This is a genomic window from Blastomonas aquatica (genome assembly GCF_014639875.1).
Taxonomy (GTDB): domain Bacteria; phylum Pseudomonadota; class Alphaproteobacteria; order Sphingomonadales; family Sphingomonadaceae; genus Blastomonas; species Blastomonas aquatica.
Map to the genome: position 1 here is coordinate 234,688 of NZ_BMGD01000003.1, position 24,305 is coordinate 258,992.

The 24,305-nt window shown below is 61.9% G+C and carries 18 protein-coding genes; 9 read left to right on the forward strand and 9 right to left on the reverse strand.

Annotated elements, in window-relative coordinates; all coding sequences use genetic code 11:
- Positions 1-539 precede the first annotated feature (539 nt).
- From IEW00_RS09165 to IEW00_RS09175, 3 genes are all read left to right on the forward strand, one after another.
- The gene (locus IEW00_RS09165) at positions 540-1,751 is read left to right on the forward strand and encodes an N-acetylmuramoyl-L-alanine amidase (protein WP_188514103.1); all 1,212 of its coding nucleotides are present in this window, start codon (positions 540-542) and stop codon (positions 1,749-1,751) included.
- A 160-nt stretch (positions 1,752-1,911) separates the two neighbouring features.
- A complete protein-coding gene (locus IEW00_RS09170; RefSeq protein WP_188514104.1) occupies positions 1,912-4,428 on the forward strand; it encodes a penicillin-binding protein 1A in 2,517 nt (838 codons plus the stop codon).
- A gap of 94 nt (positions 4,429-4,522) precedes the next feature.
- Positions 4,523-4,966: an RrF2 family transcriptional regulator gene (locus IEW00_RS09175; protein ID WP_188514105.1), complete on the forward strand. Its 444-nt coding sequence runs from the start codon at positions 4,523-4,525 to the stop codon at positions 4,964-4,966.
- A 3-nt stretch (positions 4,967-4,969) separates the two neighbouring features.
- Here the strand turns inward: IEW00_RS09175 and IEW00_RS09180 are convergent, their stop codons facing one another.
- Entirely contained in the window at positions 4,970-5,971 is a 1,002-nt protein-coding gene (locus tag IEW00_RS09180; RefSeq protein WP_188514106.1) for a sensor histidine kinase, read from the reverse strand.
- A 274-nt stretch (positions 5,972-6,245) separates the two neighbouring features.
- Here IEW00_RS09180 and IEW00_RS09185 point away from each other — a divergent pair, with 274 nt between their 5' ends.
- From IEW00_RS09185 to IEW00_RS09205, 5 genes are all read left to right on the forward strand, one after another.
- Positions 6,246-7,451, forward strand: a complete 1,206-nt coding sequence (locus tag IEW00_RS09185; RefSeq protein ID WP_188514107.1) for a GGDEF domain-containing protein — start codon at positions 6,246-6,248, stop codon at positions 7,449-7,451.
- Positions 7,452-7,609: 158 nt separating this feature from the next.
- Entirely contained in the window at positions 7,610-9,697 is a 2,088-nt protein-coding gene (locus tag IEW00_RS09190; protein ID WP_229736926.1) for a prolyl oligopeptidase family serine peptidase, read from the forward strand.
- Positions 9,698-9,803: 106 nt separating this feature from the next.
- Complete coding sequence (gene chrA / locus IEW00_RS09195; RefSeq protein WP_188514568.1) at positions 9,804-11,126, forward strand: chromate efflux transporter; 1,323 nt, start codon at positions 9,804-9,806, stop codon at positions 11,124-11,126.
- Between the two features lie 121 nt (positions 11,127-11,247).
- Positions 11,248-11,604 carry a hypothetical protein gene (locus IEW00_RS09200; RefSeq protein WP_188514109.1) on the forward strand — a complete coding sequence of 119 codons (357 nt, stop codon included), beginning with the start codon at positions 11,248-11,250 and terminating at the stop codon, positions 11,602-11,604.
- Positions 11,605-11,728: 124 nt separating this feature from the next.
- A complete protein-coding gene (locus tag IEW00_RS09205) occupies positions 11,729-12,412 on the forward strand; it encodes a hypothetical protein (RefSeq protein WP_188514110.1) in 684 nt (227 codons plus the stop codon).
- Positions 12,413-12,531: 119 nt separating this feature from the next.
- Here IEW00_RS09205 and IEW00_RS09210 read toward each other — a convergent pair whose 3' ends face one another.
- The 7 genes from IEW00_RS09210 to mdh form a co-directional block, all read right to left on the reverse strand.
- Complete coding sequence (locus IEW00_RS09210; RefSeq protein WP_188514111.1) at positions 12,532-13,176, reverse strand: trimeric intracellular cation channel family protein; 645 nt, start codon at positions 13,174-13,176, stop codon at positions 12,532-12,534.
- A 486-nt stretch (positions 13,177-13,662) separates the two neighbouring features.
- Positions 13,663-15,060, reverse strand: coding sequence for a dihydrolipoyl dehydrogenase (gene lpdA, locus IEW00_RS09215; protein WP_188514112.1), 1,398 nt, complete (start codon positions 15,058-15,060; stop codon positions 13,663-13,665).
- Positions 15,061-15,172: 112 nt separating this feature from the next.
- Positions 15,173-15,442 carry a GIY-YIG nuclease family protein gene (locus IEW00_RS09220; protein ID WP_268235815.1) on the reverse strand — a complete coding sequence of 90 codons (270 nt, stop codon included), beginning with the start codon at positions 15,440-15,442 and terminating at the stop codon, positions 15,173-15,175.
- A gap of 125 nt (positions 15,443-15,567) precedes the next feature.
- Positions 15,568-16,839: a 2-oxoglutarate dehydrogenase complex dihydrolipoyllysine-residue succinyltransferase gene (gene odhB / locus IEW00_RS09225; protein ID WP_188514114.1), complete on the reverse strand. Its 1,272-nt coding sequence runs from the start codon at positions 16,837-16,839 to the stop codon at positions 15,568-15,570.
- Between the two features lie 67 nt (positions 16,840-16,906).
- Positions 16,907-19,732 carry a 2-oxoglutarate dehydrogenase E1 component gene (locus IEW00_RS09230; protein ID WP_188514115.1) on the reverse strand — a complete coding sequence of 942 codons (2,826 nt, stop codon included), beginning with the start codon at positions 19,730-19,732 and terminating at the stop codon, positions 16,907-16,909.
- Between the two features lie 182 nt (positions 19,733-19,914).
- Complete coding sequence (gene sucD / locus IEW00_RS09235) at positions 19,915-20,802, reverse strand: succinate--CoA ligase subunit alpha (protein ID WP_188514116.1); 888 nt, start codon at positions 20,800-20,802, stop codon at positions 19,915-19,917.
- Between the two features lie 105 nt (positions 20,803-20,907).
- Complete coding sequence (gene mdh, locus IEW00_RS09240) at positions 20,908-21,870, reverse strand: malate dehydrogenase (protein WP_188514117.1); 963 nt, start codon at positions 21,868-21,870, stop codon at positions 20,908-20,910.
- Positions 21,871-22,319: 449 nt separating this feature from the next.
- Here mdh and IEW00_RS09245 point away from each other — a divergent pair, with 449 nt between their 5' ends.
- Entirely contained in the window at positions 22,320-23,339 is a 1,020-nt protein-coding gene (locus IEW00_RS09245; protein WP_188514118.1) for a polysaccharide deacetylase family protein, read from the forward strand.
- A gap of 17 nt (positions 23,340-23,356) precedes the next feature.
- Here the strand turns inward: IEW00_RS09245 and IEW00_RS09250 are convergent, their stop codons facing one another.
- Positions 23,357-24,271, reverse strand: a complete 915-nt coding sequence (locus IEW00_RS09250) for a GNAT family N-acetyltransferase (RefSeq protein ID WP_188514119.1) — start codon at positions 24,269-24,271, stop codon at positions 23,357-23,359.
- Between the last annotated feature and the right edge of the window lie 34 nt (positions 24,272-24,305).

Consider the following 24,305-nt stretch of genomic DNA (forward strand, 5'->3'; position numbering starts at 1 on the left):
TCTGTGTGTTGTGGCGCTGCCGCTCCGGAATGCCGAAGGGACGCGCAAACTGTGGTTTACGATAAGGATTGTGTCTGCTGCACGGGTTCGCAGGGCGTCAAGCGCACTGGCCGCAACACTTTTCCGCAGCCAACCGCCCAAAGGCGGGGTCGCGGAAAAGGCGGTATTCGAACCCATATAGCGTCAACCTGATGATACGGCACCGGGGGCAATTTGCGTCCGCAGTGCTGTCATTGAATGCTTAGCATGGCTGGATTAGCCGATGAGCCGCAAAGCTTTGCTAGCATCGCTCGATGAATACAGCAACAAAAAGCTCGCGGGGGTATGCTGCTCAACAATATTGCAACGCACAATCGACGGTTTGCCCCGTAAATGCGCTATCGCGCGCGCACGTATGCTAAAAATGCCGTTAACCAGATCGTTTCACACGGTTTTTCCCGCTTAACCCTAATCCTGCCTTCATCAAGGCATTAGGCAGGATTCCGGGGATTATGAAATTGCACTGGACCGGACAAACGCGCCGGGGGCATAAGCGATACATGTTTTGGCTTACCTCCATTTGTGCGTCAATGGCGTGTGGCCTGCCTGTACAGGCAGGCGAGGTGTCCAATGTCGAAGTGCGCGCCAACCAGGTCGTTTTGCACTTCAACGATGCGATCGACAGTGCCAGCAGCTTTGTGCTCAGCGGACCCGATCGGATCGCCATCGATGTGAAAGGCGCGACCGCAGGGACGAAGGCCACCAACCGCGATGGAATGTTCCGCACCGTGCGCATGGCGCAGTACGACATCGATACCGCGCGGATCGTGCTCGACCTCGACCGGCCCGCGATGATCAGTTCGGGAAGCTTTTCGCAGGACGGCCGCAGCCTGACCCTTTCGGTGACCGAGGTCGGGTCGGCGGAGCTGCGTGGAGTGCTGGCCGCTCCGCGCCAGTCGTTCGTGCCCCCGGCCGAGTTCCGTGCTGAGCCGCCGCCGCGTCGTTACAGCGTCCGCATTCCCATGCCCAAGCCCTCAAAGGCACCGCCGCTGCCCAAGATCGAGGGGCCGAACGACAAGTCCCGGCCGTTGGTGGTGATCGATGCCGGGCATGGCGGGCATGACCCCGGCGCGATCAGCCCGCATGATGGAACGCACGAGAGCAAGGTGACGCTGGCGGTTGCCCGCGCGATCCGCGACGAATTGCTCAAGTCCGGGCGGGTGCGGGTCGCTTTGACCCGTGACTCCGACGCCTTTCTGGTGCTGCAGGAACGCTATGGCATTGCCCGGCGGCTGGGGGCTGACCTGTTCATTTCGGTCCACGCGGATGCAGCCGCCTCGCAAACCGCGCGCGGCGCGACCATCTATACGCTCTCCGAAGTCGCATCAGACCGCGAAGCGGCCCGGCTTGCCGCACGCGAGAACAAGGCGGACATCCTCAACGGCGTAAACCTGTCCGATGCCCCTTCGGATGTCTCCTCGATCCTGATCGACCTCACCCAGCGCGAAACAATGAACCTGTCGGCAGACTTTGCCCGGCTGCTGCGGCGTGAGGGTGAGAATAAGATGAACTTTCGCACCGACTCCCACCGCTTCGCCTCGCTGATGGTGCTCAAGGCCCCCGACGTACCTTCGGTGCTGCTCGAGACCGGCTATGTCAGCAACGCCGATGATGTCGCGTTGCTCAATACGCCGGCGTATCGTCGCAGGATCGCGGAATCGGTCAGCCAGGCGATCACGGTATTCTTCGCGCGCAAGCTTGCGTCGCGGTAAGCTTCGCACAGCATCCGAAGGCCGTTTCCCGGCGAAAGCCGGAATCCAGAGCGACTGCAATGCAATCTGACTCCTGGGCTCCGGCGTTCGCCGGAGAACGGGATGCGGTCCACCAATCCGCTCTGGCAATGTTCAGGAATGATGTGCTAACCGCGTTAGCATGAGCGAGGGTGAAAACGGCGATATCGTCTATAGCGTGCGGCGCAGCGAAGACGGAGCTTTTGGCTCACTGCGCGACGTGTGGAGCAAGCGCTGGGTCCGCTGGGCCGCGTACCTCCTTGCTGCGGCGCCGGTCGCCATCTTGCTGATCTGGGTCATCTTTGCGCGCGACCTGCCTTCGGCGGACACGTTGGTCGATTATGAGCCTGATCTGCCGACCATGGTGCGCGGTGTCGATGGGGAAATCATCAACACCTACGCGCGCGAACGCCGGGTCCAGCTGCAGTACAAGGACTATCCGGTCCCGCTGATCCGCGCGTTCCTGTCGGCCGAAGACAAGAACTTCTTCTCTCACAACGGCCTGGATTATCCGGGGCTTGCCTCGGCGGTGTTTGATTACGTCACCAAGATCGGATCGGGCCAGCGCGCGCGCGGTGGATCGACGATCACCCAGCAGGTCGCCAAGAACTTGTTGCTGGGCGATGAATATTCGATCACCCGCAAGGTGCGCGAGGCGATCCTCGCCTATCGCATCGAAGATGTGCTGACCAAGCAGGAAATCCTCGAGCTCTACCTCAATGAGATCTACCTCGGTCGCAACGCTTATGGCGTGCAGGCGGCGGCGCGTGCCTATTTCGGCAAGGATGTCGCGGATCTGAAGCTGCACGAGGCGGCCTATCTGGCGATCCTGCCCAAGGCACCGTCGAACTATCGCCCCGAAGTCCACATGGAGCGTGCGCTCGAACGTCGCAACTGGGCGCTGGGCGCGATGCAGTCGAACGGCTGGATCACCCAGGCACAGATGGCAGCAGCGCAGGCCGAGCCGCTGGGGACGATCGCGCGCACCGGCGATGGCTTCGACAAGATCGGCGGTTATTTCGTCGAGGAAGTTCGTCGCCAGCTGGTCGAGCAGTTCGGAGAAAAGGCGGAAGACGGCAGGAACAGCGTTTACGCAGGCGGTCTTTGGGTCCGCACTTCGCTCAACCCCGAGATGCAGCGCGCAACGACCGAGGCACTACGCGATGCGCTGCTGCGGTACGACCGCGGCAGCGGCTGGGCCGGACCGATCAACACGATCGAGATCGACGACCAATGGGCCTCACGGCTGGCCTCGACCTATATCGATATCGACTATGAGAACTGGCGCGTGGCAGTGGTGATCGAAAAGTCGGGCAGCGCTGCAGAGATCGGCTTTGCCAACGGCACGAAGGGCGTGCTGCCGCGCTCAACCGCAACGATGCCGCGCAAGCGCGTCGGCGGAACCGCGTTCGATTCGATGAAGCCCGGCGATATCATCGCGGTTTCGCCGATAGCTGGCGATAATTATGCGTTGCGCAACGTGCCCGAGATCTCAGGCGGCATGGTGGTGCAGAACCCGCGCTCGGGCCGCGTATACGCGATGCAGGGCGGGTTCGACTCGCAGATCAGCCCGTTCAACCGTGCCACCCAGGCCGATCGCCAGCCGGGATCGACGATCAAGCCCTTCGTCTATGCCACCGCGCTCGACAACGGCATGACGCCTGCTACCCAGATCGTCGATGGCACCTTTTGCGTTTACCAGTCGGCAAGCCTCGGCAACAAGTGCTTCCGCAACTTTGGCGGCTCGGCAGGTGCGGGCGCGCAGACGATGCGCTGGGGGTTGGAACAATCGCGCAATCTAATGACCGTGCGCGCCGCTAATGATGCGGGCATGACCAATGTCGTCAAGACGATCAAGGCGGTCGGCATCGGCGACTACAAGCCGTATCTCTCGATCGCATTGGGAGCGGGCGACACCACTGTGATGAAGATCACCAACGCCTATTCGATGCTGGTCAACCATGGCCGCGAGCTCAAGCCGACGATGATCGATTACGTCCAGGACCGCCGCGGCAAGGTGATTTTCCGCTCGGATCCGCGGACCTGCGAGGGCTGCAACATGGCCAAATGGGACGGCAGGCCGATGCCCCGCTTCACGCCGCGCGGACGCCAGATCGTCGATCCGATCACGTCGTATCAGGTCGTCCACATGCTCGAAGGCGTGATCACCCGCGGCACCGCGACCAACCTTGCCGATCTTGACCGTCCCATGTTCGGCAAGACCGGAACCTCGAGCGGACCCACCAACGTGTGGTTCGTCGGCGGCACGCCCGATATGGTCGCGGGGATCTATCTCGGCTTCGATCAGCCGCGCAGCATGGGCGGCTATGCGCAGGGTGGCAGGCTTGCAGCACCGGTGTTCAAGCAGTTCGCCAAGCAGGTACTGCCGTCGATGCCGATTACGGAATTCCGCGCACCCGCAGGCACCCGCATGGTCCGCATCGATCGCCGCTCGGGCCGCCGCGTTTACGGTGCATGGCCTGGGGATGAAGCCAAGGCCGGCGTGATCTGGGAGGCGTTCAAGCCCGAAACCGAGCCGCGCCGGACCATCCGTCAGGAGGAAATGGCAGCGGCCAAGGCGGTGCAGAAGCGCACCGGACCTGCGGCACAGGCGCGCAGCGACAGCGAGTTTCTGCAGCAACAGGGTGGTATTTACTGATCGGTCGATCCCATTGGGGGCTGATCAGGCCAGGAGTCCCCACTCTACCAAATGCATTGAAAAACTCGCTCGCTCCGCGTAGTCCAACTGGACCATGCTCAGCCAGAAAGTCCGTTATACCATCCGTGCGTTGCAGCACCTTGCCGATCATTACGGCGAGGGACTGGTGCATCTGGAGGATATCGCACAGGCGCAGAACATTCCGCCCAAGTTCCTGACCGTGATCCTGTCGGAAATGGCGCGCGCTGGTCTCGTGCATTCTCAGCGAGGCAAGGACGGGGGCTATAGCCTGGGTTTGGCACCGATCGACATCCGCTATGGCGATATCGTACGCATTACCAGCGGATCGCTTGCCCTGGTTCCGTGTGCCAGCCGATATGCCTATGAAAAGTGCAAGAACTGTCTGGCCGAAGACGAATGTCGGCTGCGCGCGCTGATGCTCAAGGTGCGCGATGAAACCGCGGTGATCCTCGACCAGATTACCCTGGCCGATCCGATTCAGCCTATTGCCGAGCTAGACCCCGCGCTCGCAAACTGAAGGTTATACCGCAAACTCCACCCGCCAGGCAGCGCCCGAACCCGGATTGGCGATAGCCTTGATCTCGCCGCCCAGCTGCGCTGCCAGCGACTGGACGATGTGGGTGCCCAATCCCTTGCTGTTGGTTGCATCTTCGCCCTGGGGCAGCCCGCGACCATTGTCGCTGACCGTCAGCGTCAGGTGCGCGGAATCTGGTTGCTCTAATTCCAAGGTGATTGTGCCACCATTGTCGCTGAAGGCATGTTTCAAGCTGTTGGTCACCAATTCGGTGACGAGCAGCGACAGCGTGGTCAGCCGGGCGATGTCCAGCGTGATCGCTGGCATGTTTACGAGGCACACGATGTTGCGCGCGCCGGTTGCCTGCAAAAGGTCGGAGCAGATTTCCTGAAAATACTGTGCCACGGGCAAATCGAGCGATGCGGGGTCATACAGCCGTCGGTGGATCCGCGACATCGTCTCGATACGGCTCTGGGCTTCATCGAGCGCGCTGCCAGCGGAGGCGGGGTCGGCGGTCACCTTGCGCTTTTGCAGGTGCAGCAGCGCCGCGACGAACGCCATGTTGTTGGCAACGCGGTGCTGGAGTTCCTGGAACATTGTGCGTTGCTGGTCATACAAAGCCTCGGTAACCCGCTTTTCATCTCGCAGTTCGTCCGCAGCGCTGTGCATCAGATGGATCAGCGTTATGTCGACAGTTACGATGAAGACGTAGAATCCGAGCGTGATTGCGCTCGCGGTGTCTATGCCGAAGCTGTCGAACGGTGGAATGAAAAAATACCAGGATGCCAGGCCGGACAGGACCGCGCACAGCAATCCTGGCCATAGGCCGGCAAAAAAGGTGGTGACGATGACCGCAGGGAAGAAGGTCAGATAGGGAAATCCCGGCGGGAGAATGTCACTGAGCTCACGACGCAGCAGCAAAGCTGCAGCAAACGACATGACGGCCAGGCCATAGCCAAGATAAAGGTCGTGCCTGAATTTTGCTCCGGCACGTATCAGTCTGTTCATGTTGGTCCAGGTCCGCAGAGGCGGGGGTGGCAACTCCTCCGGCATTTCAGCCCTACAGTTCTAGGGGGTGTTGCCAGACCGGGCAAGCACCGCGTATCAGTCGCCAAGACTTGGAGAGGCGGGACGTGACAAATTCGCCACGAAGCCATTTCTGGGTGAGCGGTTCGATGGTGTTCGCCTTGTGGATTAATTCATCCTTCACTCAATTCTGCAACGGTTATTCTATCGTACGGCAATTTCGCGGAGATGAAACATCGTCGGTCGCCTGATCCAGTTGATCCGCGCCTTCTGGCAGCGGGCGAAGGACGCTACCGATGGCGGGAACCTTCCCCCCTCACTGCGTGATGAATTGGCTCAGTTGCAATATTCGCGGATCGGCGCGATCGTCCCGATCCTGTACTTTTCCATTGCCGTCGTTGCAGTCATCGCCGGTACTGCTTCGGGTAGTACAGTCAGCCTGATGTACCACGTCCTGCTACCAGGCGGATTTGTGCTGATCGGCTGTGTGCGCTGCTACGCATGGTACCGTCGCAGATCTGAGGTGCTGCCGATCGCTCAGGTGCGCCGGTACCTGCGGTCCACCACCTGGATCGCGATTGCGATGGGGCTCGTCGGCGGTCTTTGGACGGTCGATTCCTATTACGACACAAGCGAGGCACGCCGGGTGCTCGCCCCGGTGTTCATCTTGATGATCACCTTCGTCGGGGCGGTCTGCCTGACCAGCATGCCGCGCGCTGCCATCGGAGTGATGGTTGTCGCATTGACGCCGATGATAACCATCATGATCCAGTCGGCAGACATCGGTATTCAGGCAATGGCGATATGTTTCACGATCGTCTCGTTGTTGACCTTGATGCTGATCGTCAGCAGCTTCAAGGAAATCGTCAAGGGCCTTGTGTTGCGACACGAGCTGAAAGTCTTGTCCGAAACCGACCCGTTGACCGGACTTGCCAATCGCCGGGCGTTCCGCACGAAATTTGCTGCGTTGTCCACCGGATCCGACCCGCCATCTTCAATCACGATGGTCATGATCGATCTGGATGGCTTCAAGGAAGCCAATGACCGGTTCGGCCATGCGGCAGGGGATTCCATCCTCATCCAGGCGGGTCAGCGGCTAGCGACATTGTGCTCCGATGCCAGCAGTGTAGCTCGGCTGGGGGGCGATGAGTTCGCGTTGCTGGTGGAGACAGATAGTGATAGCGAGGCGTTGAAACGCTCGGTGTTATCAGTGCTTTCGTTGCCCTATCATTATCGCGACCAGCAGATCGCTGTTACCGCCAGCGTCGGCAGCGCGCATGGTTGCAAGGGAGCAGTCTCGCTGGAATCGCTGATGCGCGAGGCGGATGGTGAACTTTATCGCTCCAAGCGATGGGCAACAATACGTCGGCGGCAACGGCAGGGTATCGATCAGGCCAGCGAGCCGAGTGGTCTAGAACCAATCACCCCGGGTCGGCGAGGGTTTCGATCAAACAACAGTTGAATTTGGCCCGTCCGGGTTGTCGTCGGCAGCTATCGAGCATTGCCAGACAGGCGACGGATGCTAAACTTGGCCTCTGATTTCGATCATCCAATCAATATCATAGAGGATCGCCGATGCGCACACGCGCCATTTTTGCCGCCTTGCTGGGAACTGCAGCCATGACATTTTTCGCCCCGGTTTTCGCTCTGGGCAGCCCCGTCGCTTATCCCACCACCGAAACCGTTGGAACGGTCGACGAGCAGTTCGGCGTCAAGGTGCAAGATCCGTATCGCTGGCTGGAAAATGATGTCCGCGTCGACCCCAAGGTCGCCGCCTGGGTCGAAGCACAGAACAAGGTCACCGACGCGTATCTGGAGACGGTGCCAGGCCGCGAGCAACTCGCCAGCCGGATGCGTGCGCTGTATGACTATGCCCGCACAGGCGTTCCCGAGGTCGCCGGGGACCGCTATTTCTTCACCCGCAATTCGGGCCTGCAGAACCAGGCGGTGCTGTATGTCAAGGATGGGAAGGACGGCGCCGAGCGGGTGCTGATCGACCCCAATGCCTGGGCCAAGGATGGCGCGACCGCGCTCGATTCCTGGGTGCCGAGCAAGGACGGGACCAAGCTGATCTATTCGATCCAGGATGGTGGCAGCGACTGGCGCACCGTCAAGGTGCTCGATGTCGCCACCGGCAAGACGATGGACGACGAAATCAAGTGGGTGAAGTTCTCCGCCCTCGAGTGGGACAAGGTGGGGCAGGGGTTCTATTACTCGCGCTTCCCTGAGCCGGACAAGGAAGGCGAGTTTCAATCGCTCAACACCGATCAGGAAATCCGCTACCACCTTTTGGGCACGCCGCAGGCGGATGACCCTCTGATCTATGCAACTCCCGAGGAGCCGCAGCTCAACCACGTTGCGCAGGTCGCGGACGACGGCAGCTTCCTGCTGGTCACATCCTCCTCGGGCACCGACGAGCGCTACCGGCTGACGATGATCGGGCTGAACGGCGATGAGACCCGCCGGGTGATCGTGCCCGACCTGCTCAACGACTGGAGCATGATCGGCATGTCGGGTGGGCGGATCTATTTCGTCACCAACAAGGATGCGCCGCGGCTGCGGATCGTATCGATGGCGATCACCGGCAGCGAAAGCGCTCTGGACACCGTGGTTGCCGAAGGCGAGTCGGTAATTTCGGGCGCGTCGGTGGTCGGCGGCCGGCTGGTGGTCAATTATCTGCAGGACGCGCGCAACGTCGTGAAGCTGTTTGACCTTGCTGGCAAGCCGATGGGCGAGCTTCCGTTGCCGGGGATCGGATCGGTTGGCGGGTTCGATGGCGACCTGGATTCGACCGAAACCTTCTTCTCCTATTCCAGCTTCAACCGTCCCACGACGATCTATCGCTATGACCTGACCTCGGGCCAGGTGACGCCATGGGCCGAGCCAAAACTCGCGTTCAACCCCGACGACTACACCGTCGAGCAGCGGTTCTATGCAAGCAAGGATGGCACCAAGGTGCCGATGTTCATCGTCAAAAAGAAGAGCGTCACCGGCCCTGCGCCGACGCTGCTCTATGGCTATGGCGGCTTCAACATCTCGCTGACCCCCGGCTTCTCGCCGACACGGCTGGCGTGGCTCGAGCAGGGCGGGGTGTATGCCCAGGCCAGCCTGCGCGGTGGCGGCGAATACGGCAAGGCGTGGCACGATGCCGGGCGGCTCGCCAACAAGCAGAACGTGTTTGACGACTTCATCGCGGCAGGTGAGTATCTGATCGCCGAAGGCGTCACCGGCAAGGATCAGCTGGCGATCGAGGGCCGCTCGAACGGCGGGCTTCTCGTGGGCGCAGTGGTCAACCAGCGCCCCGATCTGTTCGCGGCGGCGCATGCTGCGGTGGGCGTGATGGATATGCTGCGGTTCGATCGATTTACTGCGGGGCGCTATTGGGTCGATGATTACGGCTATCCCAATAAGGAGGCCGACTTCCAGACACTGATCCGGTACTCGCCGTATCACACGATCCGCAAGGCAGATTATCCCGCCGTCATAGTCTCGACCGCCGACACCGACGACCGCGTGGTGCCCGGCCACAGCTTCAAGTATACCGCCCGGCTGCAGGCAACCGAGGCCGGCGACAAGCCGCACCTGATCCGCATCGAAACCCGCGCAGGCCATGGATCGGGCAAGCCGACCGACAAGATCATCGAGGAATTCTCAGACATCTACGCTTTTCTGGCGAACTTTACCGGGTTGAAGGTCGCAGGGGAGTAATGTCGTCAGATGGTTTCGATCGTCAGTCCCGCGCCCGCAGAAATCCCGCTAGGTCGCACAATGCGCCATTCTTAGCGGGACCCCTGCGTCTGCGGGGGTGACTGACATGGGGCCGATGGACGGTGCCGAGAAGCCGAGCTTTGCCGACCTGGTGCGCGTCTTCGCGCGTATTGGGCTGCTCAGCTTCGGCGGGCCGGCGGGGCAGATCGCGCTGATGCACAGCGAGCTGGTCGAAAAGCGCGGCTGGATCGGCGAGCCGCAGTTCCTCCACGCACTCAATTTCTGCCACTTGCTGCCGGGGCCCGAGGCGCAGCAACTGGCGACCTATGCTGGCTGGCGATTGTACGGGGTGCGCGGCGGGCTGGCGGCGGGGCTGCTGTTCCTGCTGCCCGGTGTCGCCATCATCCTGGCACTGTCGGTCCTCTATGCCTACGCCGCCGGGCTGGACTGGTTCGCGGCGATCTTCCTGGGGATCAAGGCAGCGGTGCTCGCGGTTGTGCTGCAGGCGCTGATCCGGATGGCCCGGCGCGCACTCGACAGCCTGTTCAAGCAGGGCCTGGCAGGGCTTGCCTTTGTCGGCCTGTTCTTCCTCGATCTGCCGTTTCCGCTCGTGCTGCTGGGCGCCGCGGCGGCGGGGGGCATCGTGGCATCGCTGACGCCCAGCTGGCTGAAGCTGCAAGCCGTTCCCGCTGACCCTGTCCGGACGGCGCGCCCCGCTATGCGCGCCACCGCGCACACGATCGCGGTCTGGGCGATGCTGTGGGCACTGCCGCTGTTCGCGGTGTGGATAGTCCTGGGCGGCGACCATGTTCTGATGGATATCGGGCTGTTCTTCTCGCAGCTTGCGGTCGTTACTTTTGGTGGGGCTTATGCGGTGCTCGCTTACATGGCGCAGGAGGCGGTGCAGGGCTTTGGCTGGCTGCAGCCGGGCGAAATGGCTGATGGACTGGGATTGGCCGAGACCACGCCGGGACCGCTGATCCTGGTCACGCAGTTCGTCGGCTTTCTCGCCGCCTATCGTGATGCCGCGCCGTTCACGCCGCTGCTGGCAGGGGCCCTTGGTGCTCTGCTCACTTTGTGGGTGACCTTCACGCCTTGCTTTTTGTGGATATTCACCTTCGCGCCATGGATCGACCGGCTGCAGAACGCGCGGGGGCTGACGGGCGCACTGGCTGCGATCACCGCAGCGGTGGTCGGTGTCATCGCCAATTTGAGTCTGTGGTTTGCGTTGCACGTGCTGTTCGGCAGCGTGACCGAACGGCGGCTCGGCGTGGTGCGGCTTTACTGGCCCGACATCACCACATTCGATGGATTGGCGATGGCGCTTGGCCTGATCGCCGGAGTACATCTGCTTGTGCTCAGGCGTTCGGTCGCAGAGGTGCTGAGTGCGGCTGCAGTGCTGGGGTTCATTGCGACCATATTCATCTAGATGGCTGGTTAGCTGAACAAAAGCTGTCATATCAATTCAGGCTCTCCACACCGCCGAATCGCTATATCTTCCCTTGTGACGCCGAGCAGGTCGGCGAACGGACCAGACGGAGGAGACTTTGATGTTCGGAAAAATAATTCTCGGCCTCGCCGCCATCGGCTCCGCCACCTTTTTTGTTACCCCTGCCGATGCGCAGTGGCGCGGTGGCCCCGGTTTCGGCCGCGGAGCGCCCAATCAGGCGGTGAACCAGTGCACCCGCGCTGTGCAGACCGATTTGCGCCGCTATGGCCGCTTCGGCCAGGTGACGGATATCCGCCGGGTCAATGACACCCGCTTTGGATATCGCGTCCGCGGTCGGGTCGTGGTCGAACAGCCGCGCGGCTATCGTGTCAGGCTTAACCGGGGGAATTTCGATTGCATCGTGGATCGGGGCAGGGTGCGTGATGTGCGTCTGAGCGGACTCGGCAACTTTCGCTGAGCACGCATGTGCGCATCCGGCTCCCGGGCGGTTCAGCGTGGCGACAGGCTGAACCGCCTAAACAAACAGCTAAACTAGGGAACAGCGCGCTGCGCCTTGGCCAGATACTTGAAAGGCATGGGATATGTTGAAAGCACTGACAGGTCTGGGCGCTGCGGGCGCAATGCTGGTGACAGGAATGGCCCCCGCCATGGCTGCACCGGTCGCAACTGGTCTCGGCAGCAGCGCGGGTGATGACAGCGCGCTCGCCGATCTGGCATGGGATCAGGGCGACGAGCAGGCCGAGCAGTGGCGCGGCGGCTGGCGCAATCGTGGGTGGCGCGGCCGCAACCGCGGCATCAGCGGCGGCGATATTCTTGCTGGCGCGCTGATTATCGGCGGTATCGCAGCGGTGGCCAGCGCGGCCAGCAATTCCAGCCGAAACCGTAACGGCCCCAACGATCGCTACAGCTATAACGATGATGTTCGCTCCGCGTCGAACCAGTGTGGTGCAGCGGCGGCGGCGCAATCGGGCCTTGGTTCACGGATCGAACGGATCGACAATGTGGTGCGCGAAGGCAATGGCTGGCGGGTCGAAGGCCTGATCGGATCGCGCAACCAGGGCGTCGATAGCTTCACCTGCGGCATCAGCTTCGGCCGCATCGACTATGTCCGCTTCAACCGCGCCAATGGCGCCTGGGGCGCTGGTCCGCTGGGCGGTCAAGGTCAGGGTTTCGGTGATCCCGGCGATCAGTCTTATGTGCCACCGTATCAGGGGGACGATAGCTACGCGTATGACCAGGACGGAAACCCTTTTCCGCCTGAATAAACTTCGCTTTACCGGAGGCGGTTGGCTTTAGCCACCTGCATCCGGGAACAACCCCTGCGGCGCGCTTTGCCCCTTCGCACGCCGCAGGGGTAATCCGGTCAAGCGGGAAACGCCGTGGCCTAGCCGTCGGGGCTGCGGCCGCGATACCCCGGAAGGCCGATGTTGTAGCGGATTGCCATTCCCCGCAGCACGAACCCTGCCACTGCCGCGATGATCGCCGCCACCGGGCGATCGACCTCGATCATTCGCAGACCGACATACAGCCCCGATGCCAGTGCTGCGGCGGTTACGTACAGTTCAGGGCGCAGGATGATCGACGGCTCGCCTGCCAGAACATCGCGGATGATGCCGCCTACGCACGCGGTGATCACCCCCATCATCACCGCAGGAAGTGGATCGACGCCGTATTGCAGCGCCTTCGCCGCGCCGAATACGCCGTACGCCCCCAGGCCCGCCGCATCGAACCAATCAAGCATCTTGCCCTGCCACCAGCGTTGCGGCGTGACCCAAAGCAGTCCGGACACGGTCAACACGACAACCAGCACGCTGGAGTTCACGATCCAGAACACCGGAGCACCGATCAGCAGATCACGCACCGTCCCACCCCCGACACCGGTAACCAACGCAAAGAAGGTGAAAGTGACGAAGGTCTGCCGCTTGGCCGCCGCCGCCAGCGCGCCCGAGGCAGCGAACACCGCGATCCCGAACATGTCGAGCGCGCCGAGAATGGTGCCGAAGTCGAACGCGGGGAGGGGGGTGATCATGGGGAGCGGCTTTAGTGGATCGGGGTGAAAATTTCACGTGCGATCTGCAGCAACCCGTCTATCAGACCAAAGCTGTCCGAGGGACTGTGACGACCCAAATGCCAACTATACCGTCACCCTGAACGTGTTTCAGGGCCCATTTCTCCTCTCGCTCGAACCCGGCCCAGACGTGGGATGGGTGCTGAAACAAGTTCAGCATGACGAAGGGAGTAAGGGCTGGTGCTTCACGAACTCTCGTCTACCGCAGGCGGGAAGGGAGAGGCATGGTCATAGCCGGGCTGTAGTTGATCAGGGCGGCGATTTCATGCGCGATCTGCTCTCTCCACGGGAGAGACGCGGACCTGGCAGCTTGCTGCCTAGGCGCGGCGGTGAGGGTGCGGCTGGGAGCAACCGCGCAGGCATTCGTGCAAGCCGGAGAGAACACCCCCACCCCGCCCTCCCCCATCAAGGGGGAGGGCTATTAAGGGAAAGGGGCCGTCCTGCAGATCAAATATGGATCGGCTTGCCCTGCACCGCCATCGCGGCTTCCTTGAGCGCTTCGCTGTGCGTCGGGTGCGCGTGGCAAGTGTAGGCGATGTCTTCGGATGTTCCGCCGAATTCCATCGCCTGGGCGGCCTGGGCGATCATCGTGCCGCCGAGCGAGGCGATGATCCACACGCCCAGCACGCGGTCGGTCTTGGCATCGGCGATCACCTTGACCATGCCATCGCCTTCGTGGTTGGTCTTGGCGCGCGAGTTCGCCATCATCGGGAACTTGCCGACCTTGATTTCGCCCTTCTCGCGAGCCTGCTCTTCGGTCAGGCCCACGCCTGCGATCTCGGGCATCGTGTAGACGACGCTGGGGATGATGTCGTGGTTCACGATTCCCGTCAGGCCCGCGATGTTCTCTGCGACCGCGATGCCTTCGTCCTCGGCCTTGTGCGCGAGCATCGGACCGGGAACAACATCTCCGATTGCCCAGATCCCAGGGACCGAAGTGCTAAAATCACGCTCGATCTCGACCTGGCCGCGGCCGTTGACCGCAAGGCCGGCCTTGTCGAGCGCGAGCCCGTCGGTATTGGGACGGCGACCGATCGAGACCAGCACGACATCGGCTTCGATCGTCTCGGCATCGCCGCCAGTCGAAGGCTCAACCGAGAGATGCGCCTTGTTGCCGTTGACCTCAGCGCTGGTGACCTTGGTCGAGAGCTTGAACTCGAGGCCCTGCTTCTTGAACAGCTTGAGCGATTCCTTGCGGATTTCACCGTCCATGCCGGGCAGGATCATGTCGAGATATTCCACCACGGTGACCTTGGCCCCCAGGCGCTTCCAAACCGAACCCAATTCGAGCCCGATGATACCGCCGCCGACCACGACCATATGGCCGGGTACCTTGGCAAGCTCGAGCGCACCGGTCGAATCGACGATGATCTGCTTGTCATTGTCGACCGTGATTCCGGGCAGCGGGGTAACCGACGATCCGGTGGCGATGACGATGTTCTTGGCGCGATAGCTCTTGCCACCGACATCAACGGTGTCGGTGCCGGTGAACGCGGCGCGGCCCTTGATCCACTCTACCTTGTTCTTCTTGAACAGGAACGCGATGCCGCCGGTCAGGCCCTTTACGGCCTCGCGGCGCTGCGCGTGCATGGTTTCGAGGTCGAGCTCGACCGTTCCCTTGATGCCCAATTTGGCGAGCTTGCCGCTGGCCGCCTCCTCGAACAGTTCGGAGGCGTGCAGCATCGCCTTGGACGGGATGCAGCCGACGTTGAGGCAGGTGCCGCCCAGCGTCTCGCGGCTCTCGACGCACGCGGTCTTGAGCCCCAATTGCGCCGCACGGATCGCGGCGACATAACCACCGGGCCCTGAACCGATCACCAGAACGTCGAAATCATAGTCAGCCATATTCAAACTCCGAACTTTCGTATTCTTATCGTTTTCCGGCGAAAGCCGGAATCCAGGGCGACGATAGTGCAATCCGACTCCTGGGCTCCGGCTTTCGCCGGAGAACGGGCTTCTAGCGATTCAGATCTGGATAAAGGTCACGCCAGACCGGATTGTCCTTCTCGATCAACGCAATCTTCCAGTCACGCTTCCATGTCTTCATTCGATACTCGCAGGCTCTTGCGTCCTGAATGTCGTCAAAGTGTTCGTACCATACCAGCATATGGCAACGATATTTTTTGGTGAAACCCTCGATCTGCCCAGTCCTGTGTTGCCAAGCCCGATATGGCAGATTGCTGGTCACGCCCAAATAGAGCGTTCCGTTGCGTTTGCTCGCCATCAGATAGACCCAGCCCGGTTTCGTGGTTACTCTCCCGTTCGTTGTCCGGTGAAAGCCGGAATCCAGAGCGGCTACAGTGCAATCTGACCCCTGGGCTCCGGCTTTCGCCGGAGAACAGTTGAACTGGTTTAAAGATCAATCAGCAAACGCGTGGGATCCTCGATCGCTTCCTTGATCCGCACCAGGAAGGTTACAGCCTCGCGGCCATCGATCAGGCGGTGATCATAGGACAAAGCTAGATACATCATCGGACGTGCAGCGATCGAGCCATCGGGCATCACGACAGGACGCTGGTCGATGCGGTGGAGGCCGAGGACGGCGCTCTGCGGGGGGTTGATGATCGGGGTCGACATCAGCGAACCGAACACGCCGCCGTTCGAGATAGTGAATGTGCCGCCCATCATCTCGTCCATCTTGAGCGTGCCGTCCTTGGCGCGCTTGCCGAAGTCGGCGATGGTCTTTTCGATGCCGGCAAACGACAGCGTCTCGGCGTTACGGATCACCGGAACGACAAGGCCGTTGGGCGCGCTGACCGCGACCGAGATGTCGGCATAGTTGTGATAGACGATCTCATCGCCTTCGATCTGCGCATTGACCGACGGCACGTCCTTCAATGCCAGGCACGCGGCCTTGGCGAAGAAGCCCATGAAGCCCAGCCGGATGCCGTGCTTCTTTTCGAACAGGTCCTTGTACTTGGCGCGCGCCTCGATCACCGCAGTCATGTCGACATCGTTGAACGTTGTCAGCATCGCGGCGGTGTCCTGCGCTTCCTTCAGGCGGCGCGCGATCGTCTGGCGGATGCGTGTCATGCGCACGCGCTCGGTCTCGCGACCGGCTTCGCTGCTGGTGGCAGGCTTGGCGGCGGGTGCGGGAGCGGCTGCCGGGGCAGGCGCGGCCTTGGCGGTTTCAGCCGCAGCAAGCACGTCTTCCTTGGTCAGGCGGCCATCCTTGCCGGTACCCTTGATGCCTGTGGGGTCGAGCCCATGCTCGAGCACCAGACGGCGCACCGCGGGCGACAGGCTGACGGGCTCGCCCGATGGGGCCGGGGCGGGCGAGGAGGCGGCGGGCGCGGGATCGGCCTTCGCGGCGGAGGGAGCAGGGGCAGCCTCACTTTTTGCGATCGCTGGCTGCTGTTCGCCTGCATCTCTGGCGACGGCTGCACCCGATTCTTCGATCGTGGTCAGGATCGATCCGACCTGCACGGTGTCGCCGGCCGAAAAGATGTGCTGGCCCATCACGCCAGCCGACGGGGCGGGGACTTCGACCGCGACCTTGTCGGTCTCGAGGCTGGCAATCGGCTCATCGGCAGCGACCGCCTCGCCGGGCTGCTTCAGCCACTCGCCGATGGTGGCTTCGCTGATCGATTCACCCAGGACGGGGACTTTGACTTCGATGCTCATGGGTCTCAAACCTTCAACTTTGCCCGCGTTTTGACGGGCGGAAACGAGTGTATATTCTTTGCAGCGGTCAGTCGCCGCGCTGACGGCGGATTTCTTCGCGGACATCATGGCCCAGCGCGTCTGCAATCAGCGCGCCCTGCTCCACCTGGTGACGCTTGGCGAGCCCCGTGGCGGGCGATGCCGCCGCAACCCGGCCTGCATAACGAGGCCGCTTGGGCGCGACGCCTGCATCGGCGAGGCACTCCTCGATGAACGGCTCGACGAAGAACCAGCTGCCGTTGTTCTTGGCTTCTTCCTGCGCCCAGACCACCTCTTCGAGATTGACCATGCGCTTGAGGCGAATGGTCAGCGGCTCGCCCGGGAACGGATAGAGCTGCTCAAGCCGGATGATCGCGGTGTTGGTATCGCCGGCGGCGTCGCGCGCCTCCATCAGATCGAACGCGACCTTGCCCGAGCACAGCACCAGCCGCTTGACGTCCTTGTCTTCGGGCTGGTTGGGATCGGACAGGATGCGCATGAAATGGCTGCCGGTCGCAAAGTCGCTGGCTTTGGAGACCGCCATCTTGTGCCGCAGCAGCGACTTGGGCGTCATGATCACCAGCGGCTTGCGGAACGGACGGTGCATCTGGCGGCGCAGAACGTGGAAGTAGTTGGCCGGCGTGGTGATGTTGCACACTTGGATGTTGTCGCCCGCGCACATCTGCAGGAAGCGTTCGAGACGCGCCGAGCTGTGCTCGGGGCCTTGCCCCTCCATGCCATGCGGCAGCAGCAGCACCAGGCCGTTGGCACGCAGCCACTTGGCCTCACCGCTGACGATGAACTGATCGATCATGATCTGCGCACCGTTGGCGAAATCGCCGAACTGCGCTTCCCACAGCACAAGGGTCTTCGGGTCAGCCATCGCATAGCCGTACTCGAAGCCGAGCACGCCATACTCGGACAAGGGGCTGTCGAGCACCTCGAACCGGCCATGCGGAACCTGCTCGAGCGGCAAATAGCGGCCGCCGGTGTTCTGGTCGATCCACACCGCATGACGGTGGCTGAAGGTGCCGCGCCCCGAATCCTGGCCCGACAACCGGACGGCATAGCCTTCGGACACCAACGACCCGAACGCCAGCGCCTCGCCGGTCGCCCAGTCGAAGCCCTCGCCCTTGGCGAACATCTCGCGCTTGGCATCGATCACGCGGCGCAAAGTCTTGTGCACTTCATGGCCTTCGGGGATCGTGGTCAACGTCCTCCCCAAGCTTTCGAGCAATTTCTTGTCGATGCCGGTCTCGACATTGCGGCGCGCGCTTTCAGGGTCGGCGGGCATGTGCAGCCCCGACCAGCGCCCAGCGAACCAGTCGGCCTTGTTGGCCTTGTAGTTCTTGCCCGCCTCGAACTCGACCTCAAGATGGTCCGAGAAGGTCTTGGCGTTGCCGTCGATCCAGTCCTGGCTCACCACGCCCTGCGCGATCAGCCGGTCGCCATAGATCTTGCTGACCCGCGGGTGCTGGCGGATCTTGGAATACATCAGCGGCTGGGTGAAGCTTGGTTCGTCGCCCTCGTTGTGGCCGAAGCGGCGATAGCACCACATGTCGATCACGACATCGCGGTGGAACTGCTGGCGGAAATCGATCGCCATCTTGCAGGCGAAGGTCACAGCTTCGGGATCATCGCCGTTGACGTGCAGGATAGGAGCCTGAACCCCCTTGGCGACATCCGACGGATAGGGCGAGGAGCGCGCGAACTGCGGGCTGGTGGTGAAACCGATCTGGTTGTTGACGATGAAGTGGATGCAGCCACCGGTGTTGTAGCCGCGGATGCCCGAAAAGCCGAGGCACTCCCACACGATCCCCTGGCCTGCAAACGCGGCATCGCCGTGCAGCAGCACCGGCAGCACCTGGGTGTGATGATCGAGATCGTCACGCACCACCTGCTGCGCGCGAACCTTGCCCAGCACGACAGGATCAACGGCTTCGAGGTGCGAGGGGTTGGGGACCAGCGACATATGAACGCTGATGCCGTCGAACTCGCGGTCGGTGCTGGTGCCGAGGTGATATTTCACATCGCCCGACCCGCCGACATCATCGGGGTTGGCCGAGCCGCCCGAGAATTCGTGGAAGATCACGCGATAGGGCTTGGCCATCACATTGGCGAGCACGTTGAGGCGGCCGCGATGCGGCATGCCGTAGACGATTTCCTTAAGGCCGAGCTGGCCGCCATACTTGATCACCGCTTCGAGCGCAGGAATCATCGATTCGCCTCCGTCGAGCCCGAAGCGCTTGGTGCCGACATATTTCTTGCCGAGGAAGTTCTCGAAGGTCTCGGCTTCGATCACCTTGGCAAGGATCGCCTTCTTGCCGTTCTCGGTGAACTCGATGCCCTTGTCGACGCCTTCCATCCGGTCCTGGAAGAAGCGGCGCTCCTCCACATCCGAGATGTGCATGTATTCAAGGCCGACCTTGCCGCAATAATTGGCGCGCAGCGTATCGATCAGCTGGCGGACGGTCGCTTTGTCGAAGCCCATGGTGCCGCCCAGGAAGACCTCTTCGTCCATCTCGGCCGCGGTGAAACCGTGATATTCGGGGGTGAGATCGGCGGGCAGCTCCTGCTGCGACAGGCCCAGCGGATCCAGCTCGGCTGCCAGATGGCCGCGCACCCGGTAGGTGCGGATCAGCATCATCGCGCGGATCGAGCGATCCGCAGCGCGTGCGATCAACGCTTCGTCGACCGGCTTGCCGCCGCCCTTGCTCGCATCGCGGATCGCCGCCTTGACCGCCGCCTGCATCTGCATGGGGTCGAGTGCTGCGGTCAGATCGTCGCCATCGCTAAGCGGCCAGTTGCTCGGCTGCCAGCTCGGTCCGGCCTGCGGAGCTTCTGCGGGGTCAAAATCATGTGCGTCGTAGGTCATAAACTAGCGTCCCAATATCCCCTCTCCCCACCGAGGGAGAGGGTTGCGCAGACTTGGCGCTGCGAGCGCCTAGTCGAAGCTGGGAGAGGAGGAAAACGCGCTACCGGTCGTGCTCCCAGGCCTCTCCCTCGCATCGCTCCGCGATGCTTTCCCTCTCCCGTGAAGGGAGAGGGTTATTCAGATCACACCGTCTCGAGCAGTTCCGCCAGGGTCGTGCCGAGTAGCGAGGGCGAGGGTGATACCCGGATGCCCGCGTCTTCCATCGCCGCGATCTTGTCGTCCGCGCCGCCTTCACCGCCCGAAACGATCGCGCCGGCATGGCCCATGCGGCGGCCCGGAGGTGCGGTCTTGCCGGCGATGAAGCCGACCATCGGCTTGCTGCGGCCGCGCTTGGCTTCGTCCTTGATGAACTGCGCGGCTTCTTCTTCGGCGCTGCCGCCGATTTCGCCGATCATGATGATCGAAGTGGTTTCGTCATCGGCCAGGAACAGTTCGAGCACGTCGATGAAGTTGGTGCCGTTGACCGGATCGCCGCCGATTCCGACAGCCGTTGTCTGGCCCAGGCCAACTGCGGTGGTCTGGTGCACGGCTTCATAGGTCAGCGTGCCCGAGCGCGAAACGACGCCGACCGAGCCCTTCTTGAAGATGCTGCCGGGCATGATGCCGATCTTGCACTCGTTGGGGGTCAGCACGCCGGGGCAGTTGGGGCCGATGAGGCGCGACTTGCTGCCGACCAGCGCGCGCTTGACGCGGACCATATCGAGCACGGGAATGCCTTCGGTGATCGCCACGATGAGTTCCATCTCGGCGTCGATCGCTTCCAGGATCGAATCGGCTGCGAACGGCGGCGGAACATAGATGCAGGTCGCGGTCGCGCCGGTCGCATGCTTGGCTTCGGCGACGGTGTTGAAGTTGGGCAAGCCGATGTGCGTCGTGCCGCCCTTGCCCGGGGTCACGCCGCCGACCATCTGCGTGCCATATGCCAGCGCCTGTTCGGTGTGGAACGTACCGGTCGCGCCGGTCATGCCCTGCGTGATCACCTTGGTGTGCTTGTTGACGAGAATGCTCATTGTTGTTCCTTCAGTTCGGGACCGGCGATCGCGTCGATCCTGCACAAATGCGAGAAACCTGCCGTGATCGCCAGGCTATCAGCGCCCGGGCGTTCACGGCCGCTATCAGGCGAGGCTCGAATCCAGGGCCTTGCACGCGTCTAGCAGTTCCTTGACCGCGTCAACCGAGACCTGCAGGTTGCCCTTGGCTTCGTCGTCGAGCTCGATCTCGACGATCTGCTCTACGCCGCCGGCACCGATGATCACCGGAACGCCGACATACAGGCCATCAAGGCCGTACTTGCCTTCGACATAGGCCGCGCAGGGCAGCAGGCGCTTCTGGTCCGAGAGATACGCTTCGGCCATCGCGATGCCGCTGGCCGCAGGCGCGTAGTATGCCGAACCGGTCTTGAGCAATGCGACGATCTCGCCGCCGCCGCCGCGGGTGCGCTTGACGATTTCGTCGATGCGCTCCTTGGTCGAGCGGCCCTGCTTGATCAGATCGGGCACGGGAATGCCGGCGACGGTCGAATACTGGACGACTGGGACCATGGTATCGCCATGGCCGCCGAGCACGAAGGTGTTGACGTCGCGCACCGAGACCTGGAATTCGTCGGCGATGAAGTGGCTGAAGCGCGCGCTGTCGAGCACGCCTGCCATGCCGACGACCATGTGGTGCGGCAGGCCTGAGAATTCGCGCAGCGCCCAGACCATGGCGTCGAGCGGGTTGGTGATGCAGATGACGAAGGCGCCAGGTGCGTTGGCGGCGATGCCTTCGCCCACGGCCTTCATGACCTTGAGGTTGATGCCGATCAGGTCATCGCGGCTCATGCCCGGCTTGCGGGCGACGCCTGCGGTGACGATGATGACATCGGCGCCTGCGATATCGGCATAATCGTTGGTGCCGGTGATCTTGGCATCAAAGCCTTCGACCGGGCCGCACTGCGACAGATCGAGCGCCTTGCCCTGCGGCACGCCTTCGACCACGTCGAACAGCACGACATCGCCCAGTTCCTTGAGCGCTGCGAGGTGCGCGAGCGTTCCGCCGATGTTGCCTGCGCCGATCAGCGCGATCTTCTTGCGTGCCATGGTCATTCCTTTCCGAAAGTTATGAAGTCTGGCCGAAACTGCCTGCAGGGGATGCGGGAATGGGATAAGGATATAAGGTGTGCGTTCCCTGAACAGAAATCCGGCAATATACGTATCCGTTTCACGACCTGATGTCGGCGCACGTCGGTTTTGCCGACCTGAATCGTCGCCTAGGGGGCTTGCCTAGGCCGCTTGACCGGGCAATTCAACCGTCAAAAGCCATGGTGGCACATTTATCTCTGCAATTGAAAACTATTAGCAATAAGTGTGTTGGCTACCGTGCGTGAGGTACGGTTCATCCCAACGGTGCTGCAGATAGAGATGCGCATGGCCCGATTCGAAACATCGAAGAGTTAACATCGGATAGACGAATTCGACCGCTTCATGTACGGCTGATGAAAGCTGCGACTTTGGTAAGCCGGTTTTAACCCACCTCGACATAGAGCAGGATGATGGTCACCAAGGTTCAGTTCACCGTCGATACCGAGTTGTCGCTGAGGCTTTTTCAGCAGGGTGCGAGCGCGCAGGACAATTTCGACAGTTCGGTCGCGGGCAAGTGCCGCGATGGCGAGTACGGCATTTTCTATCAGATGGATCGGCTCGAAGCCGCCGGGCTGACGGGTGTGTTCTTCGTCGATCCGATGCCCGCTTTGGTCTATGGACCAGGAGTGATCGCCCGTATCGTCGAGCCTATCTTGAAGCGCGGGCACGAGGTGCAACTGCACATCCACACCGAATGGCTCGAGTTTGCCCACGACCACGAGCATGCGCATCTGCGTGGCCGCAACATCGCCGATTTCTCGCTCGACGACCAGATCCGCCTGCTCGAGCAGGCGCGCGCGTTGCTCATGATCGCAGGCGCGCCCAAGCCGACCGCCTTTCGCGCAGGGAATTTTGGTGCCAACGATAACACTCTGCGCGCATTGAGCGCCCTCGGCGTGCAATATGACAGCAGCTTTAACCCCGCGTTCCTGTCGGGTGAATGCGCCATCGACCTGCCATCGCAGACCCCCCCGTTCAGCGAACATCTGGGGGTCGGTATCATCCCTGTCAGCATGATCGAGGACCGTCCCGGAAACATCCGTGCAGTACAATTGTGTGCGCTTTCTGCGTGGGAAATGCGCGATGCGCTGGCGCATGCGGCAGAGGATGGTTGGCCATGCTTCACCATCGTCAGCCACAGCTTCGAACTGCTTTCGCGGGATCGCAGCCGTGGCAATGGCATCGTCATCCGGCGGTTTGAGGCCATGTGTCGCAACATTGCCGAGCACAACCGGCTCGAGCCGATCGGTTTCAACGGGCTCGTGCCGCACGCCAAAAAACCGATGACCACCCTCCCAGCCAACTTCGTCAGGACCGCGCTGCGCTATGGCGAACAGGCTTTCAGCCGCATGCGCTACGAGACGGGGATTGCTTCGACGCTCTTCTTCAACGAGTTTGCCGCACTGGATTCGATCGTCGCGATCTAGGCGGCAGGGCGCAAGCCTTACCTGCGGAGCAGTTTCCTGATCCTGGCCTTCGCACCGATCCGATCAAGCCACGCACCAGTGCCTTCGACCGCAGCATTGAACCTGCGTTGTCCGCTGAGCAGCGCACGGTTGGCAAGCGTGGGCTTGAGCAGGAACACCGTTGCGCATTGGACCTGATGGGTGCCAAAAAGCGCCTTGTGCGCACCGTCGCCTTCAGTGAAATCGAAATACCGGAATCGTCGCTCGGCAAACAGCTGTTTGAGCGCGTGCATCTGCAACACCGTTCCCGGAGATAAATGCGCGCTGGCTTGGTCGTAGCCGAGATAGGCATAGATCAGCACATCATCGACCACCGGAAGATAAAGATAGGCGATCGCGCGTCCTGCGAGAAACAGAACATAGGCGCGCAGATTATCGGCTTCGGCCAGCCTCTGCGCCTCGGCGTGGAATGCGGCGTTGCCCGGCAATCCGGCATCGAGCAGCCGCGCCTGATAGGTTTGCTCCGAAAGCGGCAGTGCGGCCTTGAAGAACGCGTCGAGTTCATCAGGCCCGTGATAGCTGCGGATATCGAGGATTCCGCCACCCGCATCGGCGAGTTTGCGCATTTTGCGCTTGAGCGTGGCGCGGGTCTTGGATGAAAACTGCGCCATATAGCCATCATGCCCCAGCGCCATGTCGATGTAATGCCGCGCATAGATCTGCGGCTGCGATGCAATTAGGCCGGCAAAATCGCGGTTCAGATGATCGATACGGCCTGCCGGTACCGACTGCAGGCGATAACCGTCGGCATCGGCAGGAAGTGCGGCAGAGTTTAGGGGGGCGTTCTGCAAAATCGCATCGAGCCCATAACCGATCGGCACCAGCATCCGCCGTGCCGCATAAACGGGGCGATCACCCAGCAGAAAGCGGACTTGAGAGGCGACGGGCTGCATGCGGGCGATCGATTCCGGCTAGGATGGCAATTGC